General features: G+C 65.7%; 26 protein-coding genes. 25 read left to right on the top strand and 1 reads right to left on the bottom strand.

Annotated features, from left to right (window positions below; genetic code table 11):
• From C8263_RS15210 to C8263_RS15135, 16 genes are all read left to right on the top strand, one after another.
• Positions 1-137: EF-Tu C-terminal domain-related protein (locus C8263_RS15210; protein ID WP_503487467.1), on the top strand; the 137-nt coding region annotated here is incomplete at its 5' end.
• A gap of 6 nt (positions 138-143) precedes the next feature.
• Positions 144-467: a 30S ribosomal protein S10 gene (rpsJ, locus tag C8263_RS15205; protein WP_014685998.1), complete on the top strand. Its 324-nt coding sequence runs from the start codon at positions 144-146 to the stop codon at positions 465-467.
• Positions 464-1084, top strand: coding sequence for a 50S ribosomal protein L3 (gene rplC / locus C8263_RS15200; protein WP_107138981.1), 621 nt, complete (start codon positions 464-466; stop codon positions 1082-1084). Before rpsJ ends, rplC begins: the two co-directional genes overlap by 4 nt.
• Before the next feature lie 3 nt (positions 1085-1087).
• Positions 1088-1702: a 50S ribosomal protein L4 gene (gene rplD / locus C8263_RS15195; RefSeq protein WP_107138980.1), complete on the top strand. Its 615-nt coding sequence runs from the start codon at positions 1088-1090 to the stop codon at positions 1700-1702.
• A complete protein-coding gene (locus C8263_RS15190; RefSeq protein WP_107138979.1) occupies positions 1699-1986 on the top strand; it encodes a 50S ribosomal protein L23 in 288 nt (95 codons plus the stop codon). Before rplD ends, C8263_RS15190 begins: the two co-directional genes overlap by 4 nt.
• A 13-nt stretch (positions 1987-1999) precedes the next feature.
• A complete protein-coding gene (rplB, locus tag C8263_RS15185) occupies positions 2000-2833 on the top strand; it encodes a 50S ribosomal protein L2 (RefSeq protein WP_107138978.1) in 834 nt (277 codons plus the stop codon).
• Positions 2834-2845: 12 nt separating this feature from the next.
• Positions 2846-3133 carry a 30S ribosomal protein S19 gene (gene rpsS / locus C8263_RS15180; RefSeq protein WP_107138977.1) on the top strand — a complete coding sequence of 96 codons (288 nt, stop codon included), beginning with the start codon at positions 2846-2848 and terminating at the stop codon, positions 3131-3133.
• Positions 3130-3528 carry a 50S ribosomal protein L22 gene (gene rplV / locus C8263_RS15175; protein ID WP_107138976.1) on the top strand — a complete coding sequence of 133 codons (399 nt, stop codon included), beginning with the start codon at positions 3130-3132 and terminating at the stop codon, positions 3526-3528. Before rpsS ends, rplV begins: the two co-directional genes overlap by 4 nt.
• Positions 3528-4274: a 30S ribosomal protein S3 gene (gene rpsC / locus C8263_RS15170; RefSeq protein WP_107138975.1), complete on the top strand. Its 747-nt coding sequence runs from the start codon at positions 3528-3530 to the stop codon at positions 4272-4274. The genes rplV and rpsC overlap by 1 nt, the downstream gene beginning before the upstream one ends.
• Positions 4274-4699 (top strand): 50S ribosomal protein L16, encoded by a 426-nt coding sequence (gene rplP, locus C8263_RS15165; RefSeq protein WP_046843208.1) that lies wholly within the window; start codon positions 4274-4276, stop codon positions 4697-4699. Before rpsC ends, rplP begins: the two co-directional genes overlap by 1 nt.
• Positions 4686-4892 (top strand): 50S ribosomal protein L29, encoded by a 207-nt coding sequence (gene rpmC / locus C8263_RS15160; protein ID WP_107138974.1) that lies wholly within the window; start codon positions 4686-4688, stop codon positions 4890-4892. Before rplP ends, rpmC begins: the two co-directional genes overlap by 14 nt.
• On the top strand, positions 4889-5173 hold the full coding sequence (gene rpsQ, locus C8263_RS15155) for a 30S ribosomal protein S17 (protein ID WP_107138973.1): 285 nt from the start codon (positions 4889-4891) through the stop codon (positions 5171-5173). Before rpmC ends, rpsQ begins: the two co-directional genes overlap by 4 nt.
• On the top strand, positions 5170-5574 hold the full coding sequence (rplN, locus tag C8263_RS15150; protein ID WP_022800312.1) for a 50S ribosomal protein L14: 405 nt from the start codon (positions 5170-5172) through the stop codon (positions 5572-5574). The genes rpsQ and rplN overlap by 4 nt, the downstream gene beginning before the upstream one ends.
• Complete coding sequence (rplX, locus tag C8263_RS15145) at positions 5574-5921, top strand: 50S ribosomal protein L24 (protein ID WP_107138972.1); 348 nt, start codon at positions 5574-5576, stop codon at positions 5919-5921. The genes rplN and rplX overlap by 1 nt, the downstream gene beginning before the upstream one ends.
• Positions 5922-5986: 65 nt before the next feature.
• Complete coding sequence (gene rplE, locus C8263_RS15140) at positions 5987-6526, top strand: 50S ribosomal protein L5 (protein WP_107138971.1); 540 nt, start codon at positions 5987-5989, stop codon at positions 6524-6526.
• A gap of 9 nt (positions 6527-6535) precedes the next feature.
• Complete coding sequence (locus C8263_RS15135; RefSeq protein WP_022800309.1) at positions 6536-6721, top strand: type Z 30S ribosomal protein S14; 186 nt, start codon at positions 6536-6538, stop codon at positions 6719-6721.
• Positions 6722-6730: 9 nt separating this feature from the next.
• Here the strand turns inward: C8263_RS15135 and C8263_RS19010 are convergent, their stop codons facing one another.
• Positions 6731-7024, bottom strand: a complete 294-nt coding sequence (locus C8263_RS19010; protein ID WP_146160710.1) for a hypothetical protein — start codon at positions 7022-7024, stop codon at positions 6731-6733.
• A 470-nt stretch (positions 7025-7494) separates the two neighbouring features.
• Here C8263_RS19010 and rpsH point away from each other — a divergent pair, with 470 nt between their 5' ends.
• From rpsH to C8263_RS15085, 9 genes are all read left to right on the top strand, one after another.
• Positions 7495-7896 carry a 30S ribosomal protein S8 gene (gene rpsH / locus C8263_RS15125; RefSeq protein ID WP_107138969.1) on the top strand — a complete coding sequence of 134 codons (402 nt, stop codon included), beginning with the start codon at positions 7495-7497 and terminating at the stop codon, positions 7894-7896.
• 79 nt (positions 7897-7975) lie between these two features.
• Positions 7976-8533 (top strand): 50S ribosomal protein L6, encoded by a 558-nt coding sequence (gene rplF, locus C8263_RS15120; protein WP_107138968.1) that lies wholly within the window; start codon positions 7976-7978, stop codon positions 8531-8533.
• A complete protein-coding gene (rplR, locus tag C8263_RS15115; protein ID WP_107138967.1) occupies positions 8533-8871 on the top strand; it encodes a 50S ribosomal protein L18 in 339 nt (112 codons plus the stop codon). The genes rplF and rplR overlap by 1 nt, the downstream gene beginning before the upstream one ends.
• The gene (rpsE, locus tag C8263_RS15110; protein WP_199188417.1) at positions 8861-9385 is read left to right on the top strand and encodes a 30S ribosomal protein S5; all 525 of its coding nucleotides are present in this window, start codon (positions 8861-8863) and stop codon (positions 9383-9385) included. The genes rplR and rpsE overlap by 11 nt, the downstream gene beginning before the upstream one ends.
• Positions 9382-9549 carry a 50S ribosomal protein L30 gene (rpmD, locus tag C8263_RS15105; RefSeq protein ID WP_107138965.1) on the top strand — a complete coding sequence of 56 codons (168 nt, stop codon included), beginning with the start codon at positions 9382-9384 and terminating at the stop codon, positions 9547-9549. The genes rpsE and rpmD overlap by 4 nt, the downstream gene beginning before the upstream one ends.
• Positions 9546-10004, top strand: a complete 459-nt coding sequence (gene rplO, locus C8263_RS15100) for a 50S ribosomal protein L15 (RefSeq protein WP_107138964.1) — start codon at positions 9546-9548, stop codon at positions 10002-10004. The genes rpmD and rplO overlap by 4 nt, the downstream gene beginning before the upstream one ends.
• Positions 10005-11339, top strand: a complete 1335-nt coding sequence (gene secY, locus C8263_RS15095) for a preprotein translocase subunit SecY (RefSeq protein ID WP_107138963.1) — start codon at positions 10005-10007, stop codon at positions 11337-11339.
• Between the two features lie 207 nt (positions 11340-11546).
• Entirely contained in the window at positions 11547-12140 is a 594-nt protein-coding gene (locus tag C8263_RS15090; RefSeq protein WP_107138962.1) for an adenylate kinase, read from the top strand.
• 164 nt (positions 12141-12304) lie between these two features.
• Positions 12305-13669, top strand: a complete 1365-nt coding sequence (locus tag C8263_RS15085; protein ID WP_233218846.1) for a polysaccharide deacetylase family protein — start codon at positions 12305-12307, stop codon at positions 13667-13669.
• Positions 13670-13702 lie beyond the last annotated feature (33 nt).

The raw sequence follows: 13702 nt of genomic DNA, 5'->3' as shown, positions 1-13702 counted from the left end.
TGGTGATGCCCGGTGACAACATCACGTTCATCGTCGAGCTGATCAAGCCCATCGCCATGGAAGAAGGCCTGCGCTTCGCCATCCGCGAAGGTGGCCGCACCGTCGGCGCTGGCGTTGTTGCCAAGGTCCTGGAGTAATAGAACATGGTTGCCCCCAAGATCCGCATTAAACTGCGTGGCTTTGACCACAAGGCGCTGGACCAGTCCGCCAGCAAGATCGTGGACACCGTGCGCCGCACCGGCGCGGACGTGAGCGGCCCCGTGCCCCTCCCCACCCGCATCCGCCGCTTCTGCGTGCTGCGCAGCCCCTTTGTGAACAAAGACAGCCGCGAGCACTTCGAGATCCGCACCCACAACCGTCTGGTGGACATCATGAACCCCACCAAAAAGACGATTGACAGCCTCATGACCCTCGACCTGCCCACTGGTGTGGACATCGAGATCAAGACGGTGGGAGGCCGCGCATGAAGGGCATCCTCGGCACCAAAGTCGGCATGACCCAGATCTGGAAAGGCGACAAGGCCATTCCGGTGACGGTGGTGCTGGCGGGCCCCTGCCCCGTCGTGCAGCGCAAGACGTCGGTTACCGACGGCTACGAGGCCGTGCAGATCGGCTACGCGCCCAAGCGCGAGAAGAGCGTGACCAAGCCCCAGGCCGGTCACTTCAAGAAGTACAGCGTCTCGCCTGTGCGCTTCCTGCGCGAGTTCCGTGGCTTTAACCCCGAAGGCGACACCGTGAACGTGGATATTTTCGCTGAAGGCGAGAAGATTGACGCGACCGGCACCAGCAAGGGTAAGGGCACCCAGGGCGTCATGAAGCGCTGGAACTTCAAGGGTGGTCCCGCCAGCCACGGTTCCAAGAAGTGGCACCGCCGCCCCGGTTCGATTGGTCAGCGCAAGACCCCGGGCCGCGTGTACAAGGGCAAGCGTATGGCCGGCCACATGGGCATGGAGCGCATTACCGTGCAGAACCTTGAAGTGGTCGAGATCCGCGCCGACGAGAACATCATCCTGGTCAAGGGTGCGATTCCCGGCGCCAACGGTGGGCTCGTGGTGCTGCGCCAGGCCGCCAAGGGAGGCAAGTAAGACATGGCGCAGATCAACGTCATCGGCCAGAACGGGGGACGCACCATTGACCTCGACCTGCCGGAAGTGAACAAGGGTGTGCTGCACGACGTGGTGACCTGGCAACTGGCCAGCCGCCGCCGGGGCACCGCCAGCACCAAGACCCGCGCGCAGGTGAGCGCCACGGGCAAGAAGATGTTCTCCCAGAAGGGCACCGGCAACGCCCGTCACGGCGACCGCAGCGTGCCCACCTTTGTGGGCGGCGGCGTGGCCTTCGGGCCCAAGCCCCGCAGCTACGGCTACACCCTGCCCCGCAAGGTTCGTCAGCTGGGTCTGGCCATGGCCCTGGCCGCGCGCCAGGAAGGCGGCAAGCTGGTGGCCGTGGACGGCTTCGGCCTCGACGGCAAGACCAAGGGCTTTGTGGTCTGGGCCGCCTCCAACGGCATGGACGGCTCTGAGCGCGTGCTGATCGTCACCGACGACCTGCAGGCTCGCCAGGCTGCGCGCAACGTCGCCTGGGCCACCGTGCTGCCCGTCGCTGGCCTGAATGCCTACGACGTGCTGCGCCACGACCGCCTGGTGATTGACGCCGTGGTGCTGGAGCCCGCCCAGGACGAACAGGAAGGGGAAGAGGCATGAGCCACTACGACATCATCCAGGCGCCTGTGGTGAGCGAGAAGGCGTACGCAGGCATGGAACGCGGCGTGTACAGCTTCTGGGTCAGCCCCAAGGCCACCAAGACGGACATCAAGAGCGCCATTCAGCAGGCGTTCGGCGTGACCGTGATCGGCATCAGCACCATGAACGTGCCCGGCAAGCGCAAGCGCGTGGGCAAGTTCTTCGGACAGCGTGCTGACCGCAAGAAGGCCATTGTGCGTCTCGCCGAGGGCCAGACCATTGCCGCCCTTGAGGGCCAGGCTTAAGGAGATCTGACACATGGCCGTCAAGAAATACCGTCCCTACACCCCCAGCCGTCGCCAGATGACGACTGCGGACTTCAGTGGACTGACCAAGAAGCGCCCCGAAAAGGCGCTCACCGAAGCGCTGCCCAAGACCGGTGGCCGCAACAACCGTGGCCGCATCACCAGCCGCTTCATCGGCGGCGGGCACAAGCGCCTGTACCGCATTATCGACTTCAAGCGCCGCGACAAGGCGGGCGTGACTGCCAAGGTCGCTGCCATTGAGTACGATCCCAACCGCAGCGCGCGCATTGCCCTGCTGCACTACGCCGACGGCGAGAAGCGCTACATCCTGGCCCCCGAAGGCCTGCAGGTGGGCGCCACCGTGAATGCGGGCCCCGAGGCCGAGCCCAAGCTGGGCAACGCCCTGCCGCTGCGCTTCGTGCCGGTGGGTGCCGTGGTGCACAGCGTCGAACTGATCCCTGGTAAGGGTGCCCAGATCGCCCGCAGCGCCGGTACCAGCATTCAGGTGCAGGGCAAGGAGCGCGACTACGTGATCCTGCGTCTGCCCAGCGGCGAGCTGCGCCGCATTCACTCCGAGTGCTACGCCACCCTGGGGACCGTGGGCAACGCCGAGCACAAGAACATCAACCTGGGTAAGGCTGGACGCAGCCGCTGGCTGGGCAACAAGCCCCATCAGCGCGGCAGCGCCATGAACCCCGTGGATCACCCCCACGGCGGTGGTGAAGGCCGCACCGGTGCCGGCCGCCAGCCTGTGAGCCCCTGGGGCCAGCTGGCCAAGGGTCTCAAGACCCGTCGCAAGCGCAAGAACAGCGACCGTTTCATCATCACCCGCCGCGGCGGGAAGTAAGGAGGGTAGAGCATGCCCCGCAGCCTCAAGAAAGGCCCGTTCGTGGATGATCACCTCCTGAAGAAGGTGGACGCCCAGAACGAGCGCAAAGACAAGCGCCTTATCAAGACCTGGAGCCGCCGCAGCACCATCGTGCCCGAGATGATCGGCCACACCATTGCCGTGCACAACGGCAAGCAGCATGTGCCGGTGTTCGTCAACGAGCAGATGATCGGCCACAAGCTGGGTGAATTCAGCCCCACCCGCAGCTACCGTGGCCACGGCGCCGACAAGAACGCCAAGGGGAGCAAGAAGAAATGACCGCTCCTGAATTCCGCAACAAGAAGCAGCGCAAGCAGGAAGTCAAGCTGCGCAAGCCCGGCTACGCCGTGGCGAAGTACGTGCGCATGAGCCCCCGCAAGGTGCGCCTCGTGGTGGACGTCATTCGCGGCAAGAGCGTGCGTGACGCCGAGGACCTGCTGCGCTTCATCCCCCGCGCGGCCAGCGAGCCCGTGGCCAAGGTGCTCAACAGCGCCAAGCATAACGCGCTGCACAACGACTCCATGCTTGAAGACCGCCTGGTGATCACCGCCGCCTACGTGGATGCGGGCCCCACCCTCAAGCGCCTGATTCCCCGGGCACGCGGCAGCGCCAACATCATCAAGAAGCGCACCAGCCACATCACCATCATCGTGGGCGAGAAGGGAGCCAAATAATGGGCAACAAGATCAACCCCAACGGCTTCCGCCTGGGCATCACGCGTGGCTGGAACAGCCGCTGGTACGCCGGCAAGAAGCAGTACGCCGGCCTGCTGAAAGAAGACGAGAAGATCCGCAAACTCGTGCAGCGCAAGCTGAACGCGGCTGGGATTGCCCGCATTGAAATTGAGCGCGCTGGCCAGCAGGTTAACGTGATCATCAGCGCGGCCAAGCCCGGTATCGTGATCGGTAAGGGCGGCGAGAGCATCAAGGAGCTGCGTCAGGACATCGAGCGTCTGGTGTCGGCTGGCACGGTCGCTGTGAACGTCGCGGAGATCCCCAACCCCAACATCAGCGCGCCCCTGGTGGCCCTGCGCATTGCCGAGCAGATTGAGCGCCGCTTCGCGTTCCGCCGCGCCATGAAGCAGGCCGCGCAGCGCGTGATGGAGTCGGGCGCCCGTGGCGTCAAGATCATCCTGGCCGGCCGTCTGGGCGGCGCCGAGCAGGCCCGCACCGAGATGGTGCGCGAGGGCCGCGTGCCCCTGCACACCCTGCGCGCCGACATTGATTACGGCACCGCCCGCGCCGAGACCACCTACGGAAGCTTAGGCATCAAGGTGATGGTCTTTACCGGTGAAGTCATCGGTGGCCGCACTGAAACCTTCGCGCGTCCCCAGCGCCGCAACGACGAGCGCCGCCGCGAAGACGGTGACCGTCCCAACCGCCGCCGCCCCGCCGCGCGGCGCCGTCCCGGAGGTGAGTGATGCTTCTTCCCAAGCGCACCAAGTTCCGTAAGCAGCACCGTGGCCGGATGACCGGTGACGCCAAGGGCGGCGACTACGTCGCGTTCGGCGACTTCGGCCTGATCGCCCTGGAGCCCGCCTGGATCAAGAGCAACCAGATCGAGGCCTGCCGTATCGTCATGAGCCGTCACTTCCGCCGTGGGGGCAAGATCTACATCCGCATCTTCCCCGACAAGCCCGTGACGAAGAAGCCCGCCGAAACCCGAATGGGTAAGGGTAAGGGCGCCGTGGAGTACTGGGTGAGTGTGGTCAAACCCGGCCGCGTGATGTTCGAGGTGAGCGGCGTGACCGAGGAGCAGGCGAAAGAAGCCTTCCGCCTGGCCGGTCATAAGTTGCCCATCCAGACCAAGATGGTCAAGCGCGAGGTTTACGATGAAGCCCAGTGAGATGCGCAACCTGAAGGCGGACGATTTCGCGCGTGAAATCGAGAGCCGCAAGAAAGAACTGATGGAGCTGCGCTTTCAGGCGGCCATGGGCACCCTGAGCCAGCCGCACCGCGTGCAGCAGCTCCGCCGTGAAGTGGCCCAGCTCAACACCATCAAGAGCGAGCTGAGCAAGCAGCAGGGAGAGCAGGCATGAAAAAGACCTTTACGGGCGTCGTCGTGAGCGACAAGGCCGACAAGACGGTCAGCGTCAAGGTCGAGCGCAAGTTTGCTCACCCCCTGTACGGCAAGGTTGTGACCCGCAGCCACAAGTACGCGGCCCACGACGAGAACAACGAATACAAGGTGGGTGACCGCGTGGAGATCATCGCCGTGCGCCCCATCAGCAAGACCAAGACCTGGAAGGTGACCAAGCTGGTCGAGCGTCCCCGTGGCATCGAGACCACGGCGGTGGACACCGAAGGCGGTAACGCATGATCATGCCCCAGTCCCGCCTGGACGTGGCGGACAACAGCGGCGCGCGCGAGATCATGTGCATCCGCGTGCTGAACAGCGGCATCGGCGGTAAGGGTCTGACCACCGGCGGCGGCGGCAACAAGCGCTACGCCCACGTGGGTGACATCATCGTGGCTTCCGTCAAGGACGCTGCGCCGCGCGGCACCGTGAAGGCCGGCGACGTGGTCAAGGCCGTGGTCGTGCGTACGTCACACGCCATCAAGCGTGCCGACGGCAGCACCATCCGCTTCGACAAGAACGCCGCCGTCATCATCAACAACCAGGGCGAGCCCCGTGGTACCCGCGTCTTCGGGCCGGTGGCCCGCGAGCTGCGCGACCGCCGCTTCATGAAGATCGTGTCCCTGGCCCCGGAGGTGCTGTAATGCCCCGTCCCAGCGCTGGTAGCCACCACAACGACAAGCTGCACGTGAAAAAGGGTGACACCGTCATCGTGCTGAGCGGCAAGCACAAGGGCAAAAGCGGCAAGGTGCTGCTGGCGCTGCCCCGCGACCAGAAGGTCGTGGTGGAAGGCGTGAACCTCGTCACCAAGAACGTCAAGCCCAGCCCCGCCAACCCTCAGGGCGGCCAGGAACAGCGCGAGCTGGCCCTGCACGCCTCCAAGGTGGCCCTGGTGGACCCCGAAACCGGCAAGGCCACCCGCGTGCGCAAGCAGATCGTGGACGGCAAGAAAGTCCGCGTGGCTGTGGCCAGCGGCAAGACCATCGACTGAGATTCTTTCAGGGGCACCTTTAGACGGGTGCCCCGCGCGGCCCACACCGCGCGAAGCGAGGCAACATGCAGACCCTCAAGGCCAAATACAACGAACAGGTGCGCCCCAGCCTGGTGCAGCAGTTCGGTTACACCTCCGTGATGGCCGCCCCCCGCATTGAAAAGATCGTGATCAATGAGGGCCTGGGCTCCAGCAAGGAAGACAGCAAGGCCATTGACAAGGCCGCCAAGGAACTGGGCCTGATCACCCTGCAAAAGCCCATTGTCACCAAGGCGAAAAAGAGCATCTCCAACTTCAAGCTGCGCCAGGGCATGCCCGTGGGCCTGAAGGTCACGCTGCGCGGCGAGCGCATGTACGTGTTCCTGGAGAAGCTGATCAACATCGGCCTGCCCCGCATCCGTGACTTCAAGGGCGTGAACCCCAACGCCTTCGACGGCCGTGGCAACTACAACCTGGGCATCAAGGAGCAGCTGATCTTCCCCGAGATCACCTACGACATGGTGGACAAGGTGCGCGGCATGGACATCACGATTGTCACCACCGCCAAGACCGACGAAGAGGCCCGCGCGCTGCTCCAGGCGATGGGTCTGCCGTTCCGGAAATAAGGAAGCGTTATGGCGAATACCTCGAAAGTTGTGAAAGCGGCGCGCGGCCATAAGTTTGCCGTGCAGAACTACAACCGCTGCTCCCGCTGTGGCCGCGCCCGTGGCTACTACCGCTTCTTCGGCATGTGCCGCATCTGCATCCGCGAGATGGCGCACAAGGGCGAACTGCCCGGCGTGAAAAAAGCCAGCTGGTAAGACGCAGTCTCAAAGAAGACCCTCCCATGTGGGGGGGTTTTCCTTTGGGCCCTTCTGGGCTTCTGAGAGCAGGGCCTGGAGCCGACGCACTTCCGCAATGAGAAGGGGAACATCTGTGCGGGCGGCGGCAACAAAGATGGCGTTCTCGTTGAGCAGTTCGGCGTCTGCCAGGGGCGGATATTGAAGCGTGGTGATAGCAATGACGCTCTCAGCAGGGACACCGCCGGTCATAAGCCTCTGCTTGTGCCGGGTTCCGTCTACGAAGCAGCCTTTACCGATGATCTCCCCCGTGGTCTCGTCCAAGATCCCCTCGCTCTTGTGACCACGAGGCTGAGTGCCCACGTAGGTCGCGCCCTGACAAAGTTCGTCGTCGGTCGCAATGGCGTACCAGGGGCCCGGGGTTGCCCGCTGCGTGCACCGCTCCATCTCAGTCAGGTGCTCTTCGGTCAGGCCCTCAGTTTGACAGGAGCCCCGGCCGCCACCCTGCCCCTCATTGCCTTCGACGCCCTGACTCTGGTACACTCCCTAATTGCCGTGTCTTGACTCTGGTCAGGCGTGCGGCGCTGTGCCCCCCGGAGACGAACAGATCACTTGACCTGTGATCGTCCGGCGGAGGAAAAGACCCAACAGAAGAAGCGCTGCGCCCCGCAGCCCACATTCGATTTGGGGAGACGCGTGCCCGTCCGCCAGCCTTGTCTGGGGCCGGGCCACCTGCCGGGAGCAGGCCTGCATGCAGGAACCAGCCCGGATCAACACAGCCCCTTGGAGGCTACATGTTGAGTGATCCCATCGCCGATATGCTCACGCGCATCCGCAACGCGACGCGCACCCACAAGGAGACCGTGGACATCCCGGCCTCCAAGTTCAAGGAGCAACTCGCCAAGCTGCTCGTGGCCGAAGGCTACGTGGCGTCCGCCGAGCGCCTGCGCCCCGAAGGCCAGCAGTTCGACGTGCTGCGCCTGACCCTGAAGTACGGCGCCAAGCGCGAGCAGGTCATCAAGCACATTGAGCGCATCAGCCGCCCCGGGCGCCGCGCCTACGTGAGCGCCGAGAACCTGCCCCGCATTCAGCGTGGCCTGGGCCTGGCCGTGGTTTCCACGAGCAAGGGCCTGCTGCCCGACCGCGAAGCCCGCAAGCAGGGCGTCGGCGGCGAAGTGATCTGCGTTCTCTGGTAATCCAGAGCCCGTCCGCAGACTACCCCGCACACCCACCTGACCTCGCGCCAGCGAATTTAAGGCAAGAAGGAGGACAGCTATGTCCCGTATCGGAAGAATGCCCATCGCCGTGCCCAGCGGCGTGACCCTGAGCGCCCAAGACGGCGTGTTCAAGGTCAAGGGGCCCAAAGGCGAACTGACCGTTCCCTACAACAGCGAGCTGACCATCAAGCAAGACGGCGACACGCTGCTTGTGGAGCGCCCCAGCGACCAGCAGCGCCACCGCGCCCTGCACGGTCTGACCCGCACCCTGGTGGCCAACGCCGTCAAAGGTGTGAGCGAGGGCTACACCATCAACCTGGAACTCAAGGGCGTGGGTTTCCGCGCCAAGATGAGCGGCAAGGCCCTGGAACTGGCCATCGGTTTCAGCCACCCCGTCATCATTGAGCCGCCTGCTGGCGTGAGCTTTGCAGTGCCCGAACCCACCAAGATTGACGTGATTGGCATTGACAAGCAACTCGTCGGTCAGGTGGCGGCCAACGTGCGCAAGGTGCGCAAGCCCGACGCCTACCACGGCAAGGGCGTGCGCTTTGTCGGCGAGAAGATCAGCCTCAAGGCCGGTAAGGCTGGTGCCACCGGCGGCAAAGGGAAGAAATAATGGCGACCCAGACGACCGTGCGCCGCAAGCTGCGCGCCCGCCGCAAGGTGCGGCAGGCCGCTGGCGAGCGTCTGCGACTCAGCGTGTACCGCTCCAGCAAGCACATCTACGCCCAGATCATCGACGACAGCAAGGGCATCACCGTTGCTGCGGCTTCCTCGGCCGCCGTCAAGACGGGCACCAAGACCGACACCGCCGCCGCCGTGGGCAAGGCCCTGGCCGAAGCAGCGGCCGCCAAGGGCGTCAAGTCGGTGGTTTTTGACCGTGGTCAGTTCCGTTACCACGGACGCGTGAAGGCGCTGGCAGACGCGGCGCGGGAGGGTGGCCTTGACTTTTAATCGTCGTAACGACCGCAACGCGGAGCGCGAGAGCAGCGAATTTGAAGAGAAGATGCTGTTTGTCAACCGCACCTCCAAGACCTACCAGGGCGGACGCCGCTTCCGCTTCGCTGCGCTGGTGATCCTGGGCGACCGCAACGGCCGCGTGGGCATGGGCATCGGCAAGGCCAAGGAAGTGCCCGTGGCCATTGAAAAAGCCAAGAGCATTGCCCGCAAGAACATGATCACTGTGCCGGTGGAAAACGGCACCATTCCCCACGACATCGTGGGGGAGAACAGCACCAGCCGCGTGCTGCTCAAGCCTGCTGGCCCCGGTACCGGCGTGATTGCCGGCACCGTGCCCCGCTCGATCGCCGAACTGGCCGGCATCACCAACATGCTGTCCAAGGAACTGGGCAGCCGCAACAAGGTGAACGTGGCCTACGCCGTGTTCGATGGCCTGAAGAACCTCCGCACCGCCAAGCAGGTTCGTGCCCTGCGCGGCGAGGTGCAGCCCGCCGGAGGCGCCCAGTGAAAATTACCCTGAAGCGCAGCGTCATCGGTCGCCCTGAATACCAGGTCAAGACCGTACAGGCGCTGGGTCTGCGAAAGATCGGCGACAGCCGCGAAGTGAGTGATTCGCCCGCCATTCGCGGCATGGTGAACACCGTCAAACACCTCCTGGAGGTCCAGGAATGAAACTCCACGAACTGACGCCCCATGTGGGCAGTCGCAAGAACCGCAAGCGCGTGGGCCGTGGCCCCGGCGGCACCGACAAGACGGCCGGCCGTGGTCACAAGGGCCAGAAGTCGCGCAGCGGTGCGGGCAAGGGCAGCTTCTTTGAGGGTGGCCGCAGCCGCCTGATCGCCCGCCTGCCCAAGAAGGGCTTTAACAATGTGGGCACCACCTACGAAGTGGTGAACCTGGCCCAGCTGGCCAACATTGAAGACGCCACCATTGACCGGAACGTGCTGGAACTGATGGGCCTCGTGCGCCGCAAGAACCGCCCCGTGAAACTGCTGGGCAGCGGTGAGATTGCCCGCGCCGTGACCATTCACGTGGACGCGGCCAGCGAAGGCGCCGTGAAGGCCGTGGAAGCGGCCGGCGGCAAAGTGATCCTGCCCGAAGCAAACGAAGCCGAGAAGGCGGAATAAATGCTGCGCGCCTTCCGCGACGCATTCCGGATTCCGGAACTGAGGCGGAAGATTGTGTTCACCCTGCTGCTCCTCGCCGTGTACCGGCTGGGGAGCAGCATTCCCACACCAGGGGTGAACGGCGCCGCGCTGAGTAACGCCGACTCGGCGGGGCTGCTGGGCCTGATCAGCATGATCTCGGGCGGCAATCTTTCGCAGTTCTCGATCTTCGCACTGGGGGTGCTGCCGTACATCACGGCCAGCATCGTCATTCAGCTGATGACCACCACCATTCCGGCCCTGGAGAAACTCTCCAAGGAAGGAGAAGAGGGCCGCAAGAAGATCAACCAGTACACCCGCTACGCGGCGGTAGGCCTGGGCGCCGTGCAGGCGCTGTTCTTCTCGCTGTACATCACCAACAACGCCAGCTTCCTGGCGCCCGGCTGGGACGCGGGCCTGTTTACCATCGTCGTGATGGTGCTGACCCAGGTGGCGGGCGTGGCCTTTACCATGTGGATTGGCGAGCGCATCACCGAAGTGGGCGTGGGCAACGGCATCTCGCTGATCATCACGGCGGGCATCATCGCCATGTACCCCGGGGAGATCATGCGCACGGCCGAGCTGGTGCAGGCCGATGGCGGCGAAGGCAACTGGCCGCTGCGCCTGCTGGCCTTTGTGGGCGTCATTCTCGTGACCATTGCCGGCATCGTGTACATCTACCAGGCCGAGCGCCGGGTGCCCGTGACCTACGCCCGCGCCCGGGGCGGCGCAGCGGCGCAGGCGCGCGGCGCCGGTCAGGCCACCTGGCTGCCCATCAAGGTGAACCAGGCCGGCGTGATTCCGGTGATTTTCGCCAGCGCCATGCTGATCATTCCCAACCTGATCGCCAGTGCCACGGCCCAGCGCGCGCCCAACGTCAACGCGTTTATCCAGACGTACCTGACCTTTGGTCAGCCGCTGTACATCGCCCTGGAAGCCCTGCTGATCTTCGGATTCACGTACCTCTACAACAGCGTGCAGTTTGATCCCAAACGCATTGCCGAGCAGCTGCGCGAAGCCGGGGGCTTCATCCCGGGCGTGCGGCCGGGGGCCCCCACCGCCGACTTCCTGGGCACCATCAGCAGCCGCCTGAGCCTGTGGGGCGCAGTGTTCCTGGTCATTCTGACCGTGATGCCGCAACTCGTGCAGCGCTGGACGGGTATCAGCACCTTCCAGTTCAGCGGCACAGGCCTGCTGATCATCGTGGGGGTGGCGCTCGAAACCCTCAAGCAGCTTGAAGCGCAACTGACGGTGCGCCGCTACGACGGGTTCATCTCCAAGGGCCGCATCCGTGGCCGCATGAACCGCGACAACTAAACCGGGCCGGAAAAGGACAGGTTCTTGCCTGTTCCCGAAACAGACGGAACGCGCACCATCCTTTTCAGGCAGGCCGCCCCACTCCAGGGGCGGTTTTTTCTGGCCCGCCCCACGCGTTTCGTCACCCCTGCGGGAACAGGCCCCGCCTGGGCAGGGCCAGACGAACTGGGCGCGCAGCCACTATGCTGAAGTGTGAACGGAGGAAACGTGACTCAAGCCAAACACAATGTCGTGATCTTCCTGGGGCCGCCCGGCGCGGGCAAGGGCACCCAGGCCGAGCGACTGGCGCAGGACAAGGCGCTTATCAAGATCAGCACCGGGGACATTCTGCGCGACCACGTCTCACGCGGCACTGAACTTGGTCAGCAGGTAAAGCCCATCATGGACGCCGGGCAGTTGGTGACCGACGAGATTCTGATTGCCCTGATCCGCGACAAGCTGGCCGACATGGACCCGGTGCGCGTGATCTTCGATGGCTTCCCCCGCACCACTGCCCAGGCCCAGGCCCTGGACGTGCTGCTGGAAGAACTGGGCGCTCCAGTGTGCGCCGTGCCTCTGCTGGACGTGCCCGATGAGGTGCTGGTGCGCCGCATCGTGGAGCGGGGGCGTCAGGCCGCCGCCCGCGGAGAGGCCGTGCGCAGCGACGACACCGAGGAAGTGGCCCGCCGCCGCCAGCAGATCTACCGAGAGGAGACCCAGCCACTGATTGACTACTACTCGGCCCGCGGCCACCTGTACCGCGTGGACGGCGTGGGCACGATGGACGAGGTCTATGACCGCATTCTGGCGGGTATGAACTGAGCCTCTGATCCAGCCGGGCTGCCTGTGTCCCTGTGGGGAGGCTGGCAGCCCTTTTTTGACATGCAGCTTGGCCCCCCCAGGTGCCCCCGTTGGATGACCTCCGGCCTTCACCACTTGGAGCACTCCCCGGGCTATCGTCTTCAGCGAACCTTATGATTTCTCATTTGCTGGCCCACCTGCCCCACACCTGGTCACGTGCGGCGCTGTGCCTGGGCGCGGTGGCGGCGCTGGCGCTGCCCACGCCTGCCCAGGCCCGGCCCATGGTGCTGGTGTTTCATCAGGTGGGAACGGCCGGTGGCGCGTCGCTGGGGATTTCACCTGAGGCCCTGCGGCACCGGGTCGAGACCCTGCGGCGCCTGGGCTACCGCTTTGTGACCTCCAGTGAAGCGGCCCGCGCCCCGGCGGGCGAACGCGTGGCGGTCATTCAGTTCGATGACGGCTTTGAGAGCGTGTATCGCCTCGCCTTTCCAGTGCTGCGCGAACTGGGCGTGCCCGGCACCACCTACGTGATCTGGTCCCGGCTGAACCGCCCGGGCAGCCTCAGCGCGGCGCAGGTGGCCGAACTGCGCGCGGCAGGCTGGGAGGTGGGCACCCACTCGCACTCGCACGCAGCGCTGGCCGACCTGAGCCCTGGGGGGCTGCGGCGGGAACTGGCCCCAGGTGAGGAGGCCGGGCCGCAGACGGCGCAGTGCGTGGCCTATCCCCTCAACCGGCACGACGCCCGGGTGCGCCGCGAAGCCGCGCGGCAGGGCCTGAACTGCGGCGTGGCCGGGGGCCCCCCGCCCCTGACCCGCGCCGACCCCATGGCGCTGCCGGCCCCCGCCATCACGCCCTGGGACGACACCCTGCTGCCCCTGCGCACCCGCTGGGGCGTGGACGCCCGCACACCGCTGCTGGCCGCCGGACTGCTGCTGCCCGCCCTGGACGGTCTGGGCACGGCACACCCCCTGGCCGCGCCGCCGCGCACCTGGAACGCCGCGCACTACGAACTGCTGGGCAACGGTCTGATCACGGCCGCCTGGCGCGGGGAGCGCGACACCCGGCTGGCATGGCGCGAGGGGCGCTGGAGCGTGAATCTGGCGGCCCGCCGGGGTGTGGGCCCGGGGCAGGCCGCCTATACCGGCCTGGGCGCGGCGCTGAACCTTGCGCCCGTCACCCTGGCGGCGGGCCTGGATTCCGGCGGGCCGCTGGTGGGAGGCGCCCTCGCTCTGGGCGGGTACGGCGAGGTCTGGGCGCGGGCCAGCCGCGTGGGCGGCGAGTGGTTCTGGGCCTGGGGCGGCACCCTGATTCCGGTTGACTACGTGCAGCTGTCGGCGGCGCAGGACCGCGCGGGCACCCAGCTGGGCCTGCGCGCGGCGCTGCCCTGGCAAAGTGGCGAAGGCCGCCCTCTGCGCGTGGGCGGCGGCTACCGCTGGGGCGAGGGCGCCGGGCCCTACGCCGAGCTGGAGTACCGCGTGGGCAGCTATAGCGTGGCCGCCGAGGTGAGCCGTGGACGCCGCTTCGGGGTGCGGCTGACGGCGGTATGGTGAGCCCAAGCTGTCTTCGCTTCAGCCGCGCTGAGC

Origin of the sequence: Deinococcus arcticus, from assembly GCF_003028415.1 — a bacterium.
GTDB lineage: Bacteria > Deinococcota > Deinococci > Deinococcales > Deinococcaceae > Deinococcus > Deinococcus arcticus.
This window is presented reverse-complemented; position numbering and strand designations above follow the sequence as displayed.